17 protein-coding genes and 1 pseudogene are annotated in these 21,605 nt (G+C 66.4%); 6 read left to right on the top strand and 12 right to left on the bottom strand.

Annotated elements, in window-relative coordinates; all coding sequences use genetic code 11:
- Window positions 1–4: 4 nt before the first annotated feature.
- Window positions 5–1,642, top strand: coding sequence for an ABC transporter substrate-binding protein (locus IEW24_RS20555; protein WP_188582179.1), 1,638 nt, complete (start codon window positions 5–7; stop codon window positions 1,640–1,642).
- Between the two features lie 5 nt (window positions 1,643–1,647).
- Here IEW24_RS20555 and IEW24_RS20550 read toward each other — a convergent pair whose 3' ends face one another.
- Window positions 1,648–2,442 (bottom strand): TetR/AcrR family transcriptional regulator, encoded by a 795-nt coding sequence (locus tag IEW24_RS20550; RefSeq protein WP_188582177.1) that lies wholly within the window; start codon window positions 2,440–2,442, stop codon window positions 1,648–1,650.
- Between the two features lie 153 nt (window positions 2,443–2,595).
- Here IEW24_RS20550 and IEW24_RS20545 point away from each other — a divergent pair, with 153 nt between their 5' ends.
- Complete coding sequence (locus IEW24_RS20545) at window positions 2,596–3,549, top strand: aldo/keto reductase (RefSeq protein WP_188582176.1); 954 nt, start codon at window positions 2,596–2,598, stop codon at window positions 3,547–3,549.
- A gap of 27 nt (window positions 3,550–3,576) precedes the next feature.
- On the opposite strand, the gene mmsB is transcribed toward IEW24_RS20545, so the two are convergent.
- From mmsB to IEW24_RS20525, 4 genes are all read right to left on the bottom strand, one after another.
- Window positions 3,577–4,467 carry a 3-hydroxyisobutyrate dehydrogenase gene (gene mmsB / locus IEW24_RS20540; RefSeq protein WP_188582174.1) on the bottom strand — a complete coding sequence of 297 codons (891 nt, stop codon included), beginning with the start codon at window positions 4,465–4,467 and terminating at the stop codon, window positions 3,577–3,579.
- A 71-nt stretch (window positions 4,468–4,538) separates the two neighbouring features.
- A complete protein-coding gene (locus tag IEW24_RS20535) occupies window positions 4,539–5,681 on the bottom strand; it encodes an isobutyryl-CoA dehydrogenase (RefSeq protein WP_188582172.1) in 1,143 nt (380 codons plus the stop codon).
- A gap of 78 nt (window positions 5,682–5,759) precedes the next feature.
- Entirely contained in the window at window positions 5,760–6,380 is a 621-nt protein-coding gene (locus IEW24_RS20530) for a sulfotransferase family protein (protein ID WP_188582171.1), read from the bottom strand.
- 173 nt (window positions 6,381–6,553) lie between these two features.
- Complete coding sequence (locus IEW24_RS20525) at window positions 6,554–8,050, bottom strand: CoA-acylating methylmalonate-semialdehyde dehydrogenase (RefSeq protein WP_188582170.1); 1,497 nt, start codon at window positions 8,048–8,050, stop codon at window positions 6,554–6,556.
- 137 nt (window positions 8,051–8,187) lie between these two features.
- Between IEW24_RS20525 and IEW24_RS20520 the strand changes: the two genes are divergently transcribed.
- On the top strand, window positions 8,188–9,111 hold the full coding sequence (locus IEW24_RS20520; protein ID WP_188582169.1) for a LysR family transcriptional regulator: 924 nt from the start codon (window positions 8,188–8,190) through the stop codon (window positions 9,109–9,111).
- A gap of 18 nt (window positions 9,112–9,129) precedes the next feature.
- Here IEW24_RS20520 and IEW24_RS20515 read toward each other — a convergent pair whose 3' ends face one another.
- From IEW24_RS20515 to IEW24_RS29145, 3 genes and pseudogenes are all read right to left on the bottom strand, one after another.
- Window positions 9,130–10,611, bottom strand: a complete 1,482-nt coding sequence (locus IEW24_RS20515; RefSeq protein WP_188582168.1) for a methyl-accepting chemotaxis protein — start codon at window positions 10,609–10,611, stop codon at window positions 9,130–9,132.
- Window positions 10,612–10,845: 234 nt separating this feature from the next.
- Window positions 10,846–11,283 (bottom strand): methyl-accepting chemotaxis protein, encoded by a 438-nt coding sequence (locus tag IEW24_RS29150; protein ID WP_308469033.1) that lies wholly within the window; start codon window positions 11,281–11,283, stop codon window positions 10,846–10,848.
- A 175-nt stretch (window positions 11,284–11,458) separates the two neighbouring features.
- Window positions 11,459–12,157 (bottom strand): annotated as a pseudogene (locus tag IEW24_RS29145) (PAS domain-containing protein); the annotation flags it as partial.
- Window positions 12,158–12,517: 360 nt separating this feature from the next.
- On the opposite strand from IEW24_RS29145, the gene IEW24_RS20505 reads away from it, so the two are divergent.
- On the top strand, window positions 12,518–13,189 hold the full coding sequence (locus tag IEW24_RS20505) for a LuxR C-terminal-related transcriptional regulator (protein WP_244644576.1): 672 nt from the start codon (window positions 12,518–12,520) through the stop codon (window positions 13,187–13,189).
- A gap of 43 nt (window positions 13,190–13,232) precedes the next feature.
- Complete coding sequence (locus IEW24_RS20500; RefSeq protein WP_188582164.1) at window positions 13,233–14,609, top strand: AmpG family muropeptide MFS transporter; 1,377 nt, start codon at window positions 13,233–13,235, stop codon at window positions 14,607–14,609.
- Between the two features lie 12 nt (window positions 14,610–14,621).
- Here the strand turns inward: IEW24_RS20500 and IEW24_RS20495 are convergent, their stop codons facing one another.
- The 4 genes from IEW24_RS20495 to leuS form a co-directional block, all read right to left on the bottom strand.
- The gene (locus tag IEW24_RS20495; protein WP_188582162.1) at window positions 14,622–15,386 is read right to left on the bottom strand and encodes a hypothetical protein; all 765 of its coding nucleotides are present in this window, start codon (window positions 15,384–15,386) and stop codon (window positions 14,622–14,624) included.
- Window positions 15,387–15,556: 170 nt separating this feature from the next.
- Window positions 15,557–16,579: a DNA polymerase III subunit delta gene (gene holA, locus IEW24_RS20490; RefSeq protein WP_188582161.1), complete on the bottom strand. Its 1,023-nt coding sequence runs from the start codon at window positions 16,577–16,579 to the stop codon at window positions 15,557–15,559.
- A 6-nt stretch (window positions 16,580–16,585) separates the two neighbouring features.
- Entirely contained in the window at window positions 16,586–17,254 is a 669-nt protein-coding gene (locus tag IEW24_RS20485) for an LPS assembly lipoprotein LptE (protein ID WP_188582160.1), read from the bottom strand.
- Entirely contained in the window at window positions 17,241–19,865 is a 2,625-nt protein-coding gene (gene leuS, locus IEW24_RS20480) for a leucine--tRNA ligase (RefSeq protein WP_188582159.1), read from the bottom strand. The genes IEW24_RS20485 and leuS overlap by 14 nt, the downstream gene beginning before the upstream one ends.
- A 261-nt stretch (window positions 19,866–20,126) precedes the next feature.
- Between leuS and IEW24_RS20475 the strand changes: the two genes are divergently transcribed.
- On the top strand, window positions 20,127–21,560 hold the full coding sequence (locus IEW24_RS20475; RefSeq protein ID WP_244644575.1) for a sodium:proton antiporter: 1,434 nt from the start codon (window positions 20,127–20,129) through the stop codon (window positions 21,558–21,560).
- Window positions 21,561–21,605 lie beyond the last annotated feature (45 nt).

The following is a 21,605-nucleotide window of genomic DNA, read 5'->3' as shown; positions in this document are numbered from 1 at the left end:
ACCCATGACTTCCGATAGCTCCTTCCCGCTGCGTTTCGGCCCAGTCTCCCGCCGCACCTTCCTCGGCGCATCCGGCGCTGCTGCCGCCACCTTGCTGATCGGCCGCTCGGGGCAGGCTTTTGCCGCCGAGACACCGCAAAAGGGCGGCACGCTCACCATGGCCATCTGGCCGGACCCGACCGCGCTGGTGTGCGCCTTCACCACCTCCGACCAGGTGCTGCTGGCCTCCTCCAAGATGACCGAGGGGCTGGTCGCCTATGGCTATGACTTCAAGCCGCAGCCCCGCCTCGCCACCGCATGGCAGCTTTCGCCGGATGGCCTCACGGCCACCTTCACCCTGCGGCAGGGCGTGAAGTGGCACGACGGCAAGGACTTCACCTCCGCCGACGTCGCCTTCTCCTTCATGCAGCTTCTGAAGCCCAACCACCCGCGCGGGCGCGGCACCTTCGCCAATCTCACGGCTGTCGATACGCCGGACGACCACACGGCCATCCTGCGCTTCTCGAAGCCCTCGCCCATGGCCATGAATGCGCTTTCCGCCTTCGAGAGCCCGATCCTGCCCAAGCACGTCTATGAGCAGGGCGATCCGCTGCGGAACCCGGCCAACAACGCGCCCATCGGCACCGGCCCGTTCAAGTTCGTGGAGTGGAACCGGGGCAGCCACATCACGCTGGAGCGCTTCGACGGCTACTGGGCCAAGGAGAAGCCGCTGCTCGACCGCATCGTCATGCGGGTGATCAACGACGCCTCCTCGCGCGCGGCGGCGCTGGAGACCGGCGAGATCCTGCTCGCCGGCCCGAACCCGGTGCCCTACAGCGAGCTGGCGCGCTTCCGCTCCAATGCCAAGTTCGACGTGGAGACGCGCGGCGAGGAACTGCTCCAGCACGCGCAGGCCATTCAGGTGAACCTGCGCAATCCCGCGCTCGCCAAGCTGGAGGTGCGTCAGGCCATCCTGCAGGCGGTGAACCGCGAGAATCTGGCCCGCGCCGTCTGGTACCAGAGCGGCAAGCCAGCCACGAGCCCCATCCCCTATCAGGCCGGCGACATCCGCCTCGCCAATCCGCCCGCCTATCCCTTCGACCCCAAGAAGTCCGAGGCGCTGCTGGATGCGGCGGGCTTCCCGCGCGGCGCCGACAAGACGCGCCTGAAGCTGCGCCTCGACTGGGTGCCGCTGGGCGAGGCGAACCTGCGCGCGGCCGAATTCATCAAGCAGTCGCTTCAGCGCGTGGGCATAGAGGTGAGCATCCGCTCATCGGACCTGCCCACCTATCTGAAGGCCATCTACACCGATTACGATTACGACCTGAACGTCTTCCTCTACGCGCCCATCTTCGACCCCTCCATGGGACTCCAGCGCTTCTACTGGTCCAAGGCCGCGAAGGCGGGTTCGCCGTTCGTGAACGCCTCGGGCTATGCCAGCCCGGAGATGGACAAGGTGCTGGAAGCGGCGGGCACGGAGATCGACCCGGACAAGCGCAAGGCGCTGTTCCACGAGTTCCAGAAGCTGGCCATGACCGACCTGCCGATCCTGCCGCTGCTGGACCTCGACTACACCTGCATCATCAACAAGCGCGTGCACGACGTGATGGCCATGCCGGAAGGCATTCGCGGCAGCTTCGCCGACGTGTGGCTCTCGGCGTGAGGTGATCAGTCGGCGGATGCCGTCGCCGGCGGGCGGCGGGTCCGCCGGCGTGCCGGAGCGGGCTTCTCCTGCGGCTCCCCTGACACGGCTGCCACAGGGCCGGCAAAGGCCGCCGTGATATAGGCCACGAGCTGCCGGACGATGGCCTCGTCATCCTCGGTGTCGCACAGATCGCGCGACTGGCGCTTCAGGCGCAGCGACAGCGGATCGGCATCGGTGAGCACCTGCATCACCGCGCCGATGGAGAAATTGTAGCGCCAGTAGATGTCGGCCCGCGACAGATGGGGCGCGGCGGCCTGAAAGGCATCCACGAAGCGCTGCACCAGCGGGTCCACCCGGTCGATGAAGACGCGGATGGTGGTCTCGCTCGGCCGCGCGCGCACCTGTAGCAGCAGGCGGATGAGCGAGCGACCACCAGCCTCGTCGTCGCGACTCAGTTCGACGATGGGCCGTACCATCACCTCGGCCAGTTCGCTCACGCTGAGCCGCGTGTCCCCGGCCTCCGCCAGCCGCGCCTCCAGCGCGGCATGGCGCGCGGCGGTGTAGGGGGTCATGCGCCGGTCCAGCACCTGACGGACCAGTTCCTCCTTGGAGGAGAAATAATAGTTCACCGCCGCGATGTTGACGCCGGCAGCCACGGTGATTTCGCGCAAGGTGGCGGCATCGAAGCCGCGCGCGGCGAACACCTGTTCCGCAGCCGCCAGAATGCGGCGCCGCGGCTCGCCATCGCGCTCCCCACCGGAAGCCGCCGCACGGCGGGGCTTCGCCACCGTCACGCCGGCCTTGCGCACCGAAGCCATCACCTTCCCCGACCTGACAGAACGTAAGATCGACTTAAGCAGGATGACGTGTGGCGAGCAACGTTCGCGCGATCAAAAAACATTGCTTGCTGCGTAGCTTGTGCCGCGTTACGCCAGAAAATTGGCAGTTCTGTCGCGTCCGGAGTATCCGTCATGCAGCATCGCCCCCTTGGCCGTTCCGGCCTTTCCATCGCCCCTCTCGTGCTCGGCACCAACGTCTTCGGCTGGTCGGCGGATGAAGCGCTGAGCTTCCGCCTGCTGGACGCTTTCGTCGACGCCGGCCTCAATGCCATCGACACGGCGGATGTCTATTCGCGCTGGGTGCCGGACCATGAAGGCGGGGAAAGCGAGAGCATCATCGGCCGCTGGCTGGCGGCCAATCCCGCCAAGCGCGACAAGGTGCAGATCTTCACCAAGGTGGGCATGGACATGGGCGGGGACCGTGTCGGCCTGTCCGCCCGCTGGATCAAGGACGCCGTCGACGGCTCGCTGAAGCGGCTGAAAACGGAGCGCATCGACCTTTACCAGTCGCACCAGTTCGACCCCAACACGCCCCATGCGGAAACGCTCGGCGCCTATGCGGAGCTGATCAAGGCCGGCAAGGTGCGGGCCATCGGCGCCTCCAACTTTTCCGCCGAACAGCTGGCCGATGCGCTGGATGTCTCCGCCCGCGAAAACCTGCCGCGCTACGAGAGCCTTCAGCCGGAGTACAATCTCTACAATCGCGCCGCCTATGACGGCGCCCTGCGCGATCTGGCCATGCATGAGAAGATCGGCGTCATTCCCTATTACGGGCTGGCGGCGGGCTTCCTCACCGGCAAGTACCGTTCGGAAGCCGACCTCGCCAAGAGCGCAGCCCGCAGCGCCCGCGTGGCGCCCTATCTCAATCCGCGCGGCTTCCGCATCCTCGATGCGGTGGAGAAGGTGGCCAAGGCCAGAGGCGCCCAGATGGGCGAAGTGGCGCTGGCGTGGATGATCGCCCGGCCCGGCGTCACCGCGCCCATCGCCAGCGCCACCTCGCTCGCCCAGATGGAAGGGCTGGTGCGCGCCGTTCAGCTCACGCTGACCTCCGGCGACATCGCCGAACTCGACGCCGCCAGCGCCTGAGCAAAGTCGCGCGACACGGATCCGCGCTCAGCTGCGGGCGCGGATCCACTCGATGATGCCGGAGAAGTCGCGGCCGGCGTTCCCATCCGCCTCGTAGGCGGCATAGAGCTCGGCGGCGGTCGCCCCAAGGGCCGTTGCGGCCCCGGCCGTATCCGCCGCCCCCTGCGACAGTTTCAGATCCTTGAGCATCAGCGCAGCCGAGAAGCCGGGCTGGTAATCGCGATTGGCCGGGCTCGTCGGCACCGGACCCGGCACCGGGCAATAGGTGTTGATCGACCAGCACTGCCCCGACGATGTGGACGCCACATCGAACAGCGCCTGATGGGAAAGACCCAGCTTCTCACCCAGCACGAAGGCCTCGCAGACGCCGATCATGGAAATGCCGAGGATCATGTTGTTGCAGATCTTCGCCGCCTGCCCGGCACCCGCCTCGCCGCAATGGACGATCTTCTTGCCCATCAGCTCAAGAATGGGCCGGGCCGAGGCGAATGCCGCGTCCGAGCCCCCCGCCATGAAGGTGAGCGTGCCCGCCTCCGCCCCGCCCACACCGCCGGAAACCGGGGCATCGAGGCTGGGAAGCCCCGCCGCCGCCGCCCGCTCGTGAAAGGCGCGGGCGGATGAGACGTCGATCGTTGAGCTGTCGATGAACAATGTGCCCGGCTCGGCGGCAGCGAACAGGCCCGCCTCTCCCTCCACCGCCGCCAGCACATGTCGGCCGGAGGGCAACATGGTCACAACCACGGCGGCGCCACGCACGGCGGCGGCGGCACTGTCGGCGATCTCCGCACCACGGGCGGCGGCTGCCTCCAGTGCCGCGGGCACGAGGTCAAAGCCCCGCACCGTATGTCCTGCCTTGACGAGATTGGCCGCCATGGGGCCGCCCATGTTGCCGAGGCCGATGAAGGCGATGATCGACATAGTCTCCTCCCGAAGCTTTTATTCTGGTTTGCCGGCCGTAGATGCCGTTGCCGCCCGTCGACGGTGGAGCCTCAGTTGCCCCGTTGCACCAGCGCGCGGGCGATGATGACGCGCATGATCTCGTTGGTGCCCTCCAGAATCTGGTGCACCCGCAGATCACGCACGATCTTCTCCACCCCATAGTCCGCCAGATAGCCATAGCCGCCGTGCAGCTGCAGCGCCTCATTGGCGACGTTGAAGCCAGTGTCGGTCACGAAGCGCTTGGCCATGGCGCACAGGCGCGTGGCTTTGGGGTCGGCACGATCCAGCGCGCTTGCCGCGCGCCACAGGAAGGTGCGCGCCGCCTCAAGCTCGGTTTCCATGTCGGCCAGCTTGAATTGCAGCGCCTGGAACTGATTGATGGCCTTGCCGAAGGCCTTGCGCTCCCCGGCATAGGTGAGCGCCTTGTCAAAAGCGGACTGCGCCCCGCCCAGCGAACAGGCGGCGATATTGAGCCGCCCGCCATCAAGCCCGGCCATGGCGAACTTGAAGCCCTCGCCCTCCGCGCCGATGCGGTTCTCCACCGGCACGCGCACGCCGTCGAAAATGACCGCGCGGGTGGGCTGCACCTTCCAGCCCATCTTCTTCTCGTTTGCCCCGAAGGAGAGGCCGGGCGCCCCCGCCTCCACCAGCAGGGTGGAAACACCGGACGGCCCCTCCCCGCCCGTGCGCACCATCACCGCATAGAGGTCGGAAGCGCCGGCACCGGAGATGAACTGCTTCTCGCCGTGCAGCACATAATGATCGCCCTCGCGCACGGCCCGCGTCTTCAGTGCGGCGGCATCCGAACCCGAGCCCGGCTCGGTGAGGCAATAGGAGGCGACCAGTTCCATGGCGCAAAGCTTCGGCAGCCACTTCGCCCGCTGTTCGGGCGCGCCGAAGCGGTCGATCATCCAGGCCACCATGTTGTGGATCGACAGATAGGCGGAGGTGGCCGGGCAGCCTTCCGCCAGCGCCTCGAAGATCAGCGTGGCATCGAGCCGCGTGAGGCCCGAGCCGCCCACATCGTCGCGCACATAGATGCCGCCCATGCCCAACGCAGACGCAGCCTTCAGCGTGGGAATGGGGAAATGCTCCTCCTCGTCCCACTTCAGCGCATGGGGCGCGATCTCCTCGCGGGCGAAGGTGCGGGCCATATCGCGGATAGCGATCTGGTCTTCATTGAGCTCGAACATCTCTTGCGCCTCCCAACGCGGGCCACATGCGGCCTGCCGGTGGCTGTTGCCATTGCCGGCAGGCCCAGACAGAAATGATCAGTTCGTCAATTGATAGCCGAAATACTCCAGCTCGAAGCCAAAAACGTCACGCACCGCCTGTGCCGCCGCCGCGTCGTAATAGTCCGCGAACGGCGCGGCGTTCTTCCTGAACTCTCCCTTGTAGCGCCCAAGCGCCTGCGAGGGAGCGGGAAGGCCCAGAACGGAGCTGATGCGGGCGATATCCGCAGAGAGCGTCTCGTAGCGGATAATGTCGTCCATCACCACCTTGCCGTCGATCATGTAGGTGCCGCGGTCCACGAGATGTCTCAGATCCTCACAGACCCATTCGCAAAAGGCGCTGCGGATCAGCGAGAAATCCGCGTCCCTCAAAGCTGCACCCCCGGCCTCCGACATCCGGTGCCACCAGAAGGAGACAGCCTTATCGAACGGATTGCGGATGGCGCAGAACTTGAAATAGTTCGACCAGACCTCTCGCCCCACCTGCTCCCGGATGGCCACCGCCGGCATGTGGTTGTACCAGCGCGTCCCCGGCGGCTCTCTCCCCCCGGAGACCCTGTAGCCCACGACGCCCGCAAGGCTCTCGATATCCTCCGTGTGGTGCCCTCGCGGAATATTATGCTGCAGCGGCAGCGCCGCCTCCTCGAAGTAGATCTCCACCGATGTTCCCGCAGTCTTCAGCGTCTTTGTATAAATGAATCTATGTCTATGACTAATCAGCAAAATAACCCCCCCGGGTGGATTTCACCTGCAGAGGGCCGGAACATACACAAAACACCGGAGAATATAAACTTACCAGATCGTCGTACTGGAAGCGGGGCTGTGCCCCCGCTTCACCCCATGGTCGGGATCACGAACTCTGCGCCTTCCTTCACGCCGGAGGGCCAGCGGGAGGTGACGGTCTTGGTCTTGGTGTAGAAGCGCACGCCGTCCGGGCCGTGCTGGTTGAGATCGCCGAAGCCCGAGCGCTTCCAACCGCCGAAGGTGTGATAGGCGATCGGAACCGGGATCGGCACGTTGATGCCCACCATGCCCACATTCACCTTGGAGGTGAAATCGCGGGCCGCATCACCGTCGCGGGTGAATATGGCGACGCCGTTGCCATATTCATGCTCGGACGGCAGGCGCAGCGCCTCGGCATAGTCCTTCGCCCGCACCACCGAGAGCACCGGGCCGAAGATCTCCTCCTTGTAGATGCGCATGTCCGCCGTCACATGGTCGAACAGGCAGCCGCCCAGATAGAAGCCGTTCTCATAGCCCTGCAGCTTGAAGCCGCGCCCGTCCACCAGCAGCTTGGCGCCCTCGTTCACGCCGATGTCCACGTAGGACTTCACACGCTCCAGCGCCTCGCGCGTCACCAGCGGGCCGAAATCGGCGGTGACGTCGGTGGAGGGGCCGATCTTCAGGCTCTCCACGCGGGGCACCAGCCGCTCCAGCAGCTTCTCCGCCGCCGCCTCGCCCACCGGCACGGCCACCGAGATGGCCATGCAGCGTTCACCGGCCGAGCCGTAGCCGGCGCCGATGAGCGCATCCACCGCCTGATCCATGTCCGCGTCGGGCATGATCACCATGTGGTTCTTGGCGCCGCCGAAGCCCTGGATGCGCTTGCCGTTGGCCGCGCCCCGCTCATAGATGTACTGGGCGATGGACGAGGAGCCCACAAAGCCCACCGCCTTGATGTCGGGATCATCGAGGATGGCGTCCACCGCTTCCTTGTCACCGTTCACCACATTGAGGATGCCCGGCGGCAGGCCCGCCTCCATCATCAGCTCGGCGAGCTTCAGCGGTACGCCGGGATCGCGCTCGGACGGCTTCAGGATGAAGGCGTTGCCGCAGGCGATCGCCGGGCCGAACTTCCACATGGGGATCATGGCCGGAAAGTTGAACGGCGTGATGCCCGCCACCACACCGAGCGGCTGGCGCATGGAATAGACGTCGATGCCGGGACCGGCGCCGTCGGTGAACTCGCCCTTCAGCAGATGCGGAATGCCGATAGCGAACTCGATCACCTCCAGCCCGCGCTGGATGTCGCCCTTGGCGTCCGGCACGGTCTTGCCATGCTCGCGGGCCAGCAGGTCGGCCAGCGCATCATAGTCGCGCTGGACCAGTTCGAGGAACTTCATCAGCACGCGGGCACGCCGCTGCGGATTGGTATTGGCCCAGGCGGGCTGGGCGGCCCTGGCATTCTCCACCGCAGCGCGCATCTCGGCCTTGGAAGCCAGGGCCACGCGGCCCGCCACCTCGCCGGTCATGGGCTCCCAGACGTCCGCATAGCGGCCGGAGGTGCCGGCGACGGCCTTGCCGCCGATGAAATGACCGATTTCGCGCATGGTGCGATCCTCTCCCTGTCGTTTCCCGGATGGTTTTGTTTGTTGCCGCTACGATGCCCTAGCTTTTTCCGCACATCCATCGCAATTTCTGCACGCGCATCGTGCGAAAATCGATAGGCGGGCAGAAGGAGAGCGGGTTGGCCGGGCTGGATTTCGAATGGTCGGACCTGCGTTTCCTGCTGGCAGTGGCGCGCGCGGGCTCGCTCACCGGGGCGGCACGGCAACTGGGCGTGGAACATTCCACGGTCAGCCGGCGCATCGGCGCGCTGGAAACTCAGCTCGGCGCCAAGCTGTTCGACCGGCGATCCAGCGGCATCGTGCTGACCGCTCAGGGCGAGCGGCTGATGACGGCGGCAGAGAGCATGGAGGCACTGGCGCTCACCGCCCAGAGCGAGATCGCGGGTGCCAATCTGGGAGTCTCCGGCACCGTACGCATCGGCGCGCCGGATGGCTTCGGCACCTTCTTCCTCGCCCCCCGCCTCGGCGCCTTCTCACGCCAGCATCCGGCGCTGGAAATCCAGCTGCTGGCCATGCCGCGTCTGGTCAGCCTGTCCAAGCGCGAGGCCGACATCGCCATTTCCCTGAGCCGCCCGAAGGAGGGGCGGCTGCACGCCCGCAAGCTCACCGACTATCGGCTGGGGCTTTATGCCTCACGGGGCTATCTGGCGGCGCACGGCACCATCGAGAGCCGGGCCGCCCTCATGCGTCATGCCTTCATCGGCTATATCGACGATCTGATCTATGCGCCGGAGCTGGACTATGTGCCCCTCGTCGCACGCGAACTGCGCCCGCGCCTGAAAAGCTCGAACCTTATCGCCCAGATGCAGGCGACGCGGGCGGGCGCGGGGGTGTGCGTGCTGCCCTGCTTCATGGGCGCGGCAGAGCCTGATCTCGTGCCCGTTCTGCCGCAGGAGGTGACGCTGACGCGAACCTTCTATCTCATCACCCATACCGACATGCGCGATCTCGCCCGCGTGCGGGCGGCGGCCGATTTCATCGCCGCCGAGGTGACGCAGGCCAAGGGCTATTTCCTCGGCACGGAGCCTGCCGCGACGCCCTGAGCCGGTACACCCGCCCCATCAGGAGATGGCGGCGGAAGCCTCGCGCACCTTGCGGGTGGAGGCTTCCACATGGTCGGTGGAGGCCGCGATCTGGATCACGTTCTGCTTCACCATCTCGATGCCCTGTGCCGCCGTCTGCATGTTGTGCGATACCTCGCGGGTCACGGCCATCTGCTGCTCCACGGCCGCGGCGATCTCTGCTGAAATGCCGCTCAGCTCGGCAATGAAGTCGGTGACGGAGCCCAGCGCGGTCACGGCTTCATTGGTGGCCGCCTGCACCTCGCTCACCTGACTGGCGATCTCGTTGGTGGCGCTGGAGGTCTGGTTGGCGAGGCTCTTCACTTCCGAGGCCACCACGGAGAAGCCCTTGCCGGCATCCCCGGCGCGCGCCGCCTCGATGGTGGCGTTGAGCGCCAGCAGGTTGGTCTGGCCGGCGATGGAATTGATCAGCGCCACAACATGACCGATCTTGTCGGCAGCCCCGCTGAGGCTGGCCACGATCTGATTGGTGCGGTTGCCCTGCTCCACCGCCGCCGCCGAAATCTCGCTCGACTGGCGCACCTGCCGACCGATCTGCTCCACCGAGGCGGCCAGCTGCTCGGCGCCCGCCGCCACGTTCTGCACGTTGGAAGCCGTCTGCTCGGTGGCCTGCGAGGCCGAGGCCGCCTGCGTATTGGCGGCGGAGAGCTCCAGCGAGATCCGGTTGAGGTCGGCGTCGATGGCCTTCTGGATCTCGGCCCGCTTCATGCGCTCGCGCACGGCTTCCGTGATGTCGGTGGCGAACTTCACCACCTTGAAGGGCGTGCCGGCCGCATCGAGGATGGGGTTGTATGACGCCTGGATCCAGACCTCCTTGCCGCCCTTGCCGATGCGCCGATATTCCGCCGCCTGATAGCTGCCGCGCCGCAGGCTCTCCCAGAAGCGCGCATAGGCCGGATCGTTGCGGTCGTCCTGGGTGACGAACATGGAGTGATGGCGGCCGACGATCTCGGACAGCGTATAGCCCATGGCGGCGAGGAAATTGTCGTTGGCGTCCAGCACCGTGCCGTCGAGGGCGAAATGGATCACCGCCTGCGACTTCGAGATGGCCTCGATCTGGCCGGAGAACTCCGCCGTGCGGCGCTTCTGCTCAGTGATGTCGGCGGCGAACTTCACCACCTTCAGCACCTTGCCCCGCGCATCGATCACCGGATTGTAGGAGGCCTGTAGCCAGACCTCCGCACCGCCCTTGCCGAAGCGGCGATACTCGCCGTGCTGATATTCACCCGCACCAAGGCGACGCCAGAAATCTTGATACTCGGGGCTCGACGCCAGCTGTGCGTCGACGAACAGGCGATGATGCTTGCCCTTGATCTCGCTGAGGCCATATCCCACCACATCGAGGAAATTCTTGTTCGCATCGAGGATTTCGCCGGTGGGCGTGAATTCGATGACAGCCATGGCCTTGTTGAGGGCCGCGAGCTTCAGCATCGCCTCGGAACGGTTGCTTGCACCAAACATGGATGGAGCTCGTTTGATCTCGTGGGGAATGGGACCCGACAAGGCAAAGCCTGTCACGTGCCTATAATTGTTCGTATACGTTCATGCGATGGCGCTGGATGCCTCGCGGACCTTGCGGACCGACTGTTCCACATGCCCGGTCGAGGCCGCGATGGAGCCGACGTTCTGCTTCACCGTCTCCACGCCCTGCGCCGCCACCTGCATGTTGGCCGACACTTCCCGCGTCACCGCGGTCTACTGCTCTACTGAGGCAGCGATCAGCGCCGATATGGTGTTCAGCTCGGTGATGCTGCCGGTGATGGCGCCGAGCGCATCCGCCGCCTTGCGGGTGGCATCCTGCACCGCCTCGATCTGGGCGGCGATGTCGCTGGTGGCCTTCGAGGTCTGGCCGGCGAGGCTCTTCACCTCGGACGCCACCACCGAGAAGCCCTTGCCCGCATCGCCTGCGCGCGCGGCCTCGATGGTGGCATTCAGGGCCAGAAGGTTGGTCTGCTCGGCAATGGCATTGATCGATCTTCTGCGCCGCGCCGGTAAGGCTGTCCACGATGGCGCCGGTACGCGCCCCTTCGGAGACGGCGGCCTGCGCCAGTTCGCTGGACTGGTGCACCTGACGGCGGATCTCCTCCACCGAGGTCGCCAGTTCCTCCGCCCCGGCCGCCACCGACTGTACATTGTTGGCCGTCTGGGTGGTGGCTGCGGCAGCCGAGGCCGCCTCGGCATTGGTCTGTTCCAGCTCGCCGGAGATCAGCTGCAGATCGGCGGCGATCTCCTTCTGGATCACCTGCCGGCGCTGGCGATCCTGCACCATGGCCGTGATGTCGGTGGCGAACTTCACCACCTTGAACAGCTTGCCCTCATCGTCGGCGATGGGCGTATAGGTGGCCTGGATCCAGACATCCCCGCCGCCCTTGCCCACGCGTCGGAACTCGCCCTGCTGATACTCGCCGCGCGCCAGCGCCTGCCAGAAGCCGCGATAGGCGGGCGAGCTGCGCTCCTCCGGCGCCACGAACATGGAATGATGGCGGCCGACGATCTCGTCCAGCCGATAGCCCAGCGCGTGAAGGAAGTGGCTGTTGGCATCGGTGACGATGCCGTCCATGCCGAAATGGATCACCGCCTGCGATTTGGAGATGGCCGACACCTGCCCCGCATGTTCGGAACTGAGCTGCTTGCGCGCAGTGACGTCGGCGGCAAACTTCACCACCTTGCGGACCTTGCCCGAGCCATCGGACACCGGATTATAGGTGGCCTCCAGCCAGACGGCACCGCCGCCCTTGCCCAGGCGACGGAATTCACCCGCCTGGAACTGCCCCTTTGCCAGCAGGCTCCAGAAGGCCGCATAATCCGGCGAGGCCGCATAGGCGGGGTCCACGAAGAGTCGATGATGCCGCCCCTTCAGCTCTGCCAGCGTGTAGCCGACAAGCTTCAGAAAATTGGCATTTGCCGTGAGAATCTCGCCGGAAGGCGTGAACTCGATCACGGCCAGCGCTTCATCGAGCGCACCAAGAGTTTGCGCGGCCTCTCCGACCTTGCCCAAGCCGAACATATCGACGGCATCCGAATGATTATACAATCCACCACCAAGGTACGGCATGAAGCTTGCGCGAGGCTTGCTTGGCGCACTTGTTCGATTTGATGTTTTTTGATTTGAAATCAATATGTTAGAAGTATTTTTATATGGTAAATACGGCACAAGCATAGGCAGCGATATATTTTCGTCTGACCACTGACGGTATTCAAATGGGCTTCCTTTTCGCGCCAAAAGGAAGCCCAAATGCAGTGATTGTCCCGCCGCGACCAGCAACCTTGCCACCATGACATTGCTTGTCGATGATCCGCTGGACGATTCGGACCGGCTCCAGCCTGGTGGTGGAGCCGGATGGGGGCAGAAGCGGGGGAGAAGGCTTTGGGAGATGCGGAGGCCGCGTTCCGGCTGGTTATCGCGGACGACCACCCGCTGTTCCGGGGGGCGCTCCGGGAGGCCGTTGCCGGCCAGTTCCCGGCGGCCGAGATCGTGGAGGTCGGCACCTTCGACGATCTGCACGCGCTGCTGGAACGCGAGCCCGACTTCGATCTCGTGCTGCTCGACCTCACCATGCCCGGCGCCCGCGGCTTCTCCGGCCTGATCTATCTGCGCGCCCAATATGCCGGCGTGCCGGTGGTGGTGGTGTCCGGCAATGAGGACCCGCCCGTCATTCGCCGCTGCCTCGACCTTGGCGCCTCCGGCTTCATTCCGAAGACCATGGAGATCGCCGCCATGCGCGAGGCGGTGGCCACCGTGCTGGCCGGCGGCACCGCCACCCCGCCGGACGTGGACCTCGGCGGCGGGCGGGATGGAGAGACCGACGCCATCATCGGCCGGCTCGCCACGTTAACGCCGCAACAAGTCCGTGTGCTGATGATGCTGGCGGAAGGGCGGCTGAACAAGCAGATCGCCTATGAGCTGGGCGTCTCCGAAGCCACGGTGAAGGCCCATGTCTCGGCCATTCTCCAGAAGCTCGGGGTGGAGAGCCGCACGCAGGCGGTGATCGCGGTCTCCAAGGTGGAAGCCGGGCTCTGGAGTGCCAATCAGGCGTGAGCGTCCAGCCGCGCCCAACCGGACGCGGGCAGGACAGGACGGGATGAGCGAGAATACCCTGGGCACCGAGGCGCCCCGCACCTCCACCCTCGACGCGCTGAAGGTCTATCTGCGCCCGAGCGTGCTGGTGGTGATCCTGCTCGGCTTCTCCTCCGGCCTTCCGCTGGCGCTTACCGGCTCCACGCTCGCGGTCTGGATGACAGAGCGCAAGGTGGATATCGCCACCATCGGCCTGTTCCATCTCGTGGGCCTGCCCTACACGCTGAAATTCCTCTGGGCGCCGCTGGTGGATGCCATCGATGTGCCGCTGCTCTCCCGCTGGCTGGGCCGGCGGCGCGGCTGGCTGCTGGCGACCCAGATTTTGCTCGCCGCCGCCATCCTCTATCTCGGCTTCCAGGATCTCGGCTTCACCACCTCCGCCGACGGCCTGAAAGTGGCCGCCCCCTTCGGCCTCATCGTCGGCTCGGTGCTGGTTGCCTTTCTCTCCGCCACGCAGGACATCGTGGTGGATGCCTATCGCGTGGAGAAGCTGGACACCTCCGAGCAGGCGGCGGGCATGGCGGGCTATGTGGCCGCCTATCGCATCGGCATGCTGGTGTCGGGCGCGGGCATCATCGCCGTGGTGACATGGCTGGAGTTCAGGGGCCTGCCGCACGATTCCGTCTGGGCCTGGGGCTACGGGATCGCGGCCGCCTGCATGGGCCTCGGCATCCTCGCCACCCTCATCGCCCGCGAGCCGGACGGGGCGCCCCGGATGCCCCATGAGGGCGGCGCGCTCGGCACCATGAAGCGCGTCTTCACCACCGCCTATGGCGCCTTCTCCGACTTCCTCACCCGCAACCAGGCCGTCGCCATCCTGGCCTTTGTCACGCTCTACAAATTCTCCGACGCGCTGGCCGGCGGGCTCACCGCCTCCTTCATCATCTCCATCGGCTTCGACAAGGCCGTGTATGCGGGCATCGTGAAGGGCGTGGGCCTTGCCGCCACGCTGGTGGGCGGCTTTGCCGGCGGCATGCTAGCGCGCGGGCGCTCGCTGGTGACGTGCCTGTGGATCGGCGGCGTGCTGCAGATGCTCTCCAACCTCGCCTTCTCCGTGCAGGCGATGATCGGGCCGGATGTGGCCTTCCTCACCTTCGCCATGGTGGTGGAGAATTTCACCAGCGCCATCGGCACCGTGATCTTCGTGGCCTATCTGTCCTCGCTCTGCGGGGTGCGCGCCCACACCGCCACCCAATATGCCCTCCTCACCGCACTGACCGCCGTGGGTCGCACCGTGCTCGCCTCGGGCGGCGGCTATATCTATGACGTCACGGGCTGGGCGTGGTTCTTCGTCATCACCGTCATCGCCGGCATACCGGGGCTCATGCTGCTGGCATGGCTGCAAGCACGCGGCCACTTCCGCGAGCTGGCGAAGGGCTGAGCGGCCTTCGCCTCACGGATTGCGGCGGAACTCATAGACCGGCTCCGCGCCGTCCGCGCTCACCTGCACGCAGCTGCCGTTGCCGGCGGGCGCCTTGTCGTAGCAGGCCCGCCGGGCGGCATCGTGCTTGCGCTCGGTGATGCCGTCCAGCCGCGACTTCTCCCAATCCGCCGCCACCTTGGGCCACGTGGCCGGCTCCACCGCACAGACGGCGGTGGCGCTGCGGGTCTCGCAGGCCAGCGGCGGCCGGTTGGGCATCAGCTCCACCACCGCCATCAGGCTGCGGGCCGTATGCTCGTCCAGGTCCGGCGCGACCAGCTGAATGGTCTGGTCGCCGCTCGTCGCCCGGCCCTTGAAGCCATACTCCATCTGCGGACCAAGGCCGGTGTCGCTGTTGACGCCGCCGATGGACAGCGCCCGCGTTCCCGTCACCCGCATCTCATCCTTCTGCTCGGGATGGGGGCGGAAGCGGAAGGTGTAGGTGACATCCTCAGGATAGAAGAACTGGATCTGGCTGTATTGCGCGCTGGCGATCACCACCATGCGCTTGCCGCCCGCGCCGATGGGCTTCAGCCCTTCGGGCGGCGGCACGGGAGCATTGTCGGCGGCATTGATCTTGTCCCACTCCGCGCGGGGCACCGGCAGCGGCTGTACCGACACCACCCCGCCCTTCCGGAGCAGATCGCCCGCCACATAGATGGTGAGGTCGCTGTCCACCCGCTTGTCCGATGCGGCATGCGCGGCTGAACTCCAGACGGCGCCTCCAACGGCAAGCACAAGCAGTGATCCGGCAAGACTGAGGCTGGTGAGGCTGCGCATCGGATATGAATACCTCTCGAACAGAGCGAACCAAGGACAGCCAAGACGCCCGGCAATAGCCTAGCTGTCTGACCCCTCGTCTCAAACCTGCTGCGGGAAGATTGGATCCGTGAAAAGGAGAGCCGCGTTCAGTTGGCCTGCTTGCGCGCCGCCATCTGCAACACAACGCGCTCGGTGATGGCCTGCGCCATGGGGGCGCTGCGACGGGCGGCAAGCACGGCCTCGTCCACCAGCAGGATCAGCTTCATGCAGCGGCCGGGCGAAAGGCTGCGCAGGGCACGCTCCATCTTGTTCACACGGGAGAAATGGATCATGGGCCGCGCGCTCTTGATCACCGTGTCCACCTGCTGGCCGCTCGCCACCTGCAAGGACATCTGGTGCAGGCCGTGCAGCGCGCGCAGCAGTCCGCCGAGAATCGCATCGGGCCGGGTCGCCGCACCCCACGCCTTGGCGAGCGCGGTGGTGGCCTCCTGCGCCATGCCGGCGAGGGCCGAATCCACCACATCGTCCAGCGCCAGCGCCGAGGCATCGCCGACGATGATGCGAACATCCTCCAGCGTCACCCGCCCCTGCCCCTGCGCATAAAGGGCGAGCTTGGCGATCTCTCCGCGCGAGGCGAGACGGTCGCCTCCGATCAGGGACACGAGCAGTTCCTTGGCATCGCGGTCGATGACGAGGCCGGCCTCGCCCAGCATGCCGTCCACCAGCTTGGCGAGATCACGGTCGCCATCGGCGAAGCAGGGAATGGCGAGGGCCTTGGGCGAATTCTCGCAGGCCGAGCGCAGCGGCGCGCCCTTCTTCAGGTCGCCCGCCTCCACCACCACCAGCGTGCCGGAGGGATTGGCCAGCACCGGCTCCAGCGCCGGCACGAAATTGCGCCCGCCACCGCGCACCCACACCACGCGCTCACCGCCGAACAGCCCTACCGTCTGGGTCTCGTCGATCAGGCGCTGGGGATCGCTCGCCAGTTCATCGCCCTCCAGCCGCACCACGGCGAAGGGGTCGGAGGTGTCGGGCACCACGCGCTTGACCAGCGCGGCCGCGCGCTCGCGCACGAGGCCGAGGTCCGGACCATAGATCAGGACCACGGCGTGCTTGGGATCGCGGCGCGCCAGCGCCGCATCCGCATCGCCGGCGCGAACCGCAACCATGTACGGTCAGCTTCCCGGCGGCTTGGCGGGCGGGGTGCCCTGCGGAGCGGCAGCGGCAGCGGCAGGCGCCGCTGGCGTGGCCGGCTTGGGCGGCGGCGGATTGACGAAGAAGGACATCAGCTGCGTCCGGATCGACGCGGCAGCCATCTTGGCGGCCCGGTCTTCCGCATCGCGCGCCGCGCGATAATTGGCGAAGCGCTGCTCGCTCACGTCCGTGGACGCGCTGCCCGAAGCCTTGCCGGAGAGGACCGGCGGCTTGGTCTCCTCGCCCGCCCGCACCAGACGCCAATTGGTGGCAACACGGATGATGCGGTTCTGCGGCAGGCCCGAGGACGTGTCCACGATGGACGAAGCCGAAGATGACGTGACGTCGATGAGCAGCTTGTAGGGCGCGCCCACCGGATTGCCGGCGCCGCCCGTCAGCTCATAGATCATGTCATTGCGCAGCACGTCGCCGAGCCGGCCCTGGATCTTCACGATCTCGATCTGCTGCATCTGCTGCTGCAACGGCGCGCCACTGGTCGTCTTCACGCCGTTGTCGCCATACATGGGCTGGAAGCAGCCGGCGAGCGACAGCGCGAGCCCGCCCGCGAGGGCCAGGCGCGCGAAGCCGCCAAACGCGGCACTGCGCAGAAAAGTCCGTCGGGCGGGAAGGGGGGCGTCAGGCGACGACATTCACGATCCTCTGTGGCACGACGATGATACGCTTGGGCGGCTTGCCGTCGAGGGCCTTGCGCACGCTGTCCATGGCGAGCACGGCGGCTTCCACCTCGGCCGGGGTGGCCTCGCGCGGCACGACGATGTCGTCCCGCTTCTTGCCGTTGATCTGGATCGGCAGGGTGATGGTGTTCTCCACCAGCAGCGCCGCATCCACCTGCGGCCACGCGGCCTCGGCCAGCAGCGTGGAGTTGCCGAGCTGCGCCCAGCACTCTTCCGCCAGATGGGGAACCATGGGACCCACCACCCGGGTCAGGATCTCGGCCGCCTCGCGCAGGGCGAAGGCGAGATCCGCCGGCACCGGGCTGGCGGAGCGGGCAGCGGCCAGCGCCTGCCCGAAGGCATTGGCGAACTCATGCACATGGGCGACCGCCACGTTGAAGCGCAGGCGCTCCACGTCGTCGGCCACCTGATGGGCCAGCATGTGGGAGGCCCGGCGCAGAGCGGTTGCCGGGGCATCGAAGCTTTCGGGCTTCGGCGCATCGGCGGCCGCCCCCAGCTCGATCCCCTCGGTGACGAGACGCCACACGCGCTGCACGAAGCGCCACGCGCCCTCGATGCCCGACTGCGTCCATTCGCTGTCGCGCTCGGGCGGTGTGTCGGAGAGCATGAACCAGCGCCCGGCGTCCACGCCGTAGCTGTCCACCACGATCTCCGGCGGCACCACGTTCTTCTTGGACTTGGACATCTTCTCCGGCGGGCCGACGGTCACGGGCGTGCCGTCATCCACCTTCACCGCCTTGCCGTTGCCCAGCAGCTTCACCTGCTCCGGGAACAGCCAGCGGCCGTCCTGATCCTTGTAGGTCTCGTGAACGATCATGCCCTGCGTGAACAGGCCGGCGAAGGGCTCGGCCACATCGACGCGCCCGCAGGCCTTCAAGGCGCGGGTGAAGAAGCGCGAATAGAGCAGATGCAGGATCGCGTGCTCGATGCCGCCGATATACTGGTCCACCGGTAGCCAGTGGGCCACCGCGTCCTTGTCGAGCGGCTTCTCCTGATTGTCCGAGGCGTAGCGCAGGAAGTACCAGGACGAATCCACGAAGGTGTCCATGGTGTCCGTCTCGCGATGCGCGGGGGCACCGCACTTCGGGCACGGCACGTCCCGCCAGGCCTTGTTGCGATCGAGCGGATTGCCCGGCCGGTCGAAGCTGACGTCGTCGGGCAGCTTCACGGGGAGCTGATCGCGCGGCACCGGCACCGGGCCGCAGCTCTCGCAATGGATGATCGGGATCGGGCAGCCCCAGTAGCGCTGGCGCGAGATGCCCCAGTCGCGCAGGCGGAAGTTCACCTTGCGCGTACCCTGCGGCTCAGCGCCCACGCGGAAGCGCTCGAGGCGACGGGCCACCTGCTCCTTGGCATCGTCCACGGTGAGGCCGTCGAGGAACTGCGAGTTGAACAGCCGGCCCTCGCCGTCATAGGCCTCGTTGCCCACCGCGAACGTGGCCGGGTCCGCATCCGCCGGCAGCACCACCGGGGTGACGGTGAGGCCATACTTGCGGGCGAAGTCGAGGTCGCGCTGGTCGTGCGCCGGGCAGCCGAAAATGGCGCCGGTCCCGTAATCCATCAGCACGAAGTTGGCCACATACACGGGCACCGTGCGCGCGGGATCGAGCGGGTGGACAACGGTCAGGCCGGTGTCGAACCCCTTCTTTTCCTGCGTCTCGATGGCTTCCGCCGAGGTGCCGCCGGTCTTGCAGTCGGCCACGAAAGCGGCCAGCTCCGGCCGGGTGGCAGCCAGATGCTGCGTCAGCGGATGATCGGGCGACAGTGCCAGGAAGGAAGCGCCGAACAGCGTGTCGGGACGGGTGGTGTAGACCTTCACCGCCGGGGTGCCGGCAGCGGCAACCGAGCCCTTGGACAGCTCGAACAGCACTTCCAGGCCTTCCGAACGGCCGATCCAGTTGCGCTGCATGAGGCGCACCTTGTCCGGCCAGCGGTCCAGGGTGTCGAGCGCGTCCAGCAACTCCTGCGCGAAGGCGGTGATGCGGAAGAACCACTGCGAGAGCTTGCGCCGCTCCACCACCGCGCCGGAGCGCCAGCCGCGGCCGTCGATCACCTGCTCGTTGGCGAGCACGGTGTTGTCCACCGGGTCCCAATTGACCTCGCTCTCCTTGCGATAGGCGAGGTCGTTGTCCAGCAGGTCGAGGAACAGGCGCTGCTGCTCGGCATAATAGGAGGGATCGCAGGTGGCGATCTCGCGGTTCCAGTCCAGCGAGAGGCCGAGCAGCTGGAGCTGCTCCTTCATCGAGGCGATGTTCTCGTAGGTCCAGATCTTGGGATGGGACTTGCGCTCGATGGCGGCATTCTCTGCCGGCAGGCCGAAGGCGTCCCAGCCCATGGGATGGAGCACGTTGAAGCCCTGCATGCGCTTGTAGCGCGCGAGCACGTCGCCCATCACATAATTGCGGCCGTGGCCGATGTGGATGCGCCCCGACGGATAGGGGAACATCTCCATCACGAAGAATTTCGGGCGCGGATCGTCATTGCGGGTGCGGAAAATCCCGCGCTCGTTCCAGATGGCCTGCCAGCGGGGTTCTGCGTCGCGCGCGTTGTAACGATCTGTGCTCATGTCCGAAATGCTGTCTCGAATGCCGGCGGACTAGGACAGAAAGCGGCGCACGGGTCAACACTTGCCCACACATGGCGGTCCCGCGGGCGGCGCCCGGCCCGCCACTGTTTCTTGCCCGATCGCACTGCAAAGCCATGGACTTGCGGCGCAGGCCAAAGGCAGGGCGGCCTTGCGCGGATTGACCGCATCGTTCATCAAACGGAACAGGGCGCGCTCGGTCGCCGCCACAGCCGGCAGGGTGCCGCGCACGGGAGGTGGGGCATGGGTGTGACCGGACGGGCAATGGCCGTCGCCGCCGCGAGCGGCCTGTTTCTCATTCCTTGGTCCCCGGCCCACGCCGCAGCATCCGCCGGCTATGCCGCCGCCGATCTCTCGCCGCTCTGGGGCGTGCCCTTCGCCGGCATGCTGCTGTCCATCGCGCTGATGCCGCTGCTGGCGAACCGCTTCTGGCACCACCATTACGGCAAGGTGGCGCTGTTCTGGGCGCTCGCCTTCATCGTTCCCTTCGCGATCGCCTACGGCCCGTCCGTCACCGCCCATGAGTTGGTGCATGCGGCGCTCTCGGAATACATTCCCTTCATCATCCTGCTCGGCGCGCTGTTCACCGTCTCGGGCGGCATCCTCGTCGCCGGACACATCCATGGCGGGCCGGGCACCAACACGCTGATCCTCGCGCTGGGCACGGTGATGGCGAGCTTCATCGGCACCACCGGCGCTTCCATGGTGCTGATCCGCCCCCTGCTCCGCGCCAACGAGGGCCGCAAGCATGTGGTGCACACAGTGGTGTTCTTCATCTTCCTGGTGTCGAACATCGGCGGCGCGCTGACGCCGCTGGGCGATCCGCCGCTGTTCCTCGGCTTCCTGAAGGGGGTCAGCTTCTTCTGGACCACCACCCATTTGTTCACCGACACGGTGCTGGTGGCCGGCATCCTGCTCGTCGCCTATTTCCTGCTGGAGCTTTATTTCTACCGGCGCGAGACCAATCTGCCCGCGCGGCCCGATCCCTCGGATGAGACCCGCATCGACATTCGCGGCCTGCAGAACGTGCCGCTGCTGTTCGCCATCATCGGCGCCATCCTGCTCAGCGCGCTCTGGAAGCCGGGCATCTCGTTCGACATCTACGGCACGCGGGTCGAGCTGCAATGGATCGTGCGCGACGTGCTGCTGATCGTGATCGCGCTCATCTCTGTGGCCATCACGCCCCGGCTGGTGCGCGAGCGCAACGGCTTCGACTGGGAGCCGATCCTGGAGGTGGGCAAGCTGTTCGCCGCCATCTTCGCCACCATCATCCCGGTCATCGCCATCCTGAAGGCCGGCTCCAACGGGGCCTTCGCGCCGCTGGTGGATCTGGTGACGGGACCGGACGGAAAGCCGGTGAACATCGCCTATTTCTGGCTGACGGGCGGCCTGTCCGCCTTCCTCGACAATGCGCCCACCTATCTCGTCTTCTTCAACCTCGCCGGCGGCGATCCCCATCGCCTCATGGGCTCGCTGGCGGTGACGCTGGAGGCGATCTCGGCGGGTGCGGTGTTCATGGGCGCCATGACCTATATCGGCAATGCGCCGAACTTCATGGTGGTGTCCATCGCCCGCCATCGCGGCGTGAAGATGCCGAGCTTCTTCGGCTACATGGTCTGGTCCTCGATCTTCCTCCTGCCCTGCTTCGCGCTGATCAGCTGGCTGTATTTCGTGTGAGGCGGCGGACTTGCCGCCCGCCCTGCCCGGTGCGACCATCGCAGC

Origin of the sequence: Azorhizobium oxalatiphilum (genome assembly GCF_014635325.1) — a bacterium.
Lineage (GTDB): Bacteria > Pseudomonadota > Alphaproteobacteria > Rhizobiales > Xanthobacteraceae > Azorhizobium > Azorhizobium oxalatiphilum.
The sequence above is the reverse complement of the archived record's forward strand: the minus strand, read 5'-3'. Positions and strand labels throughout refer to the sequence as shown.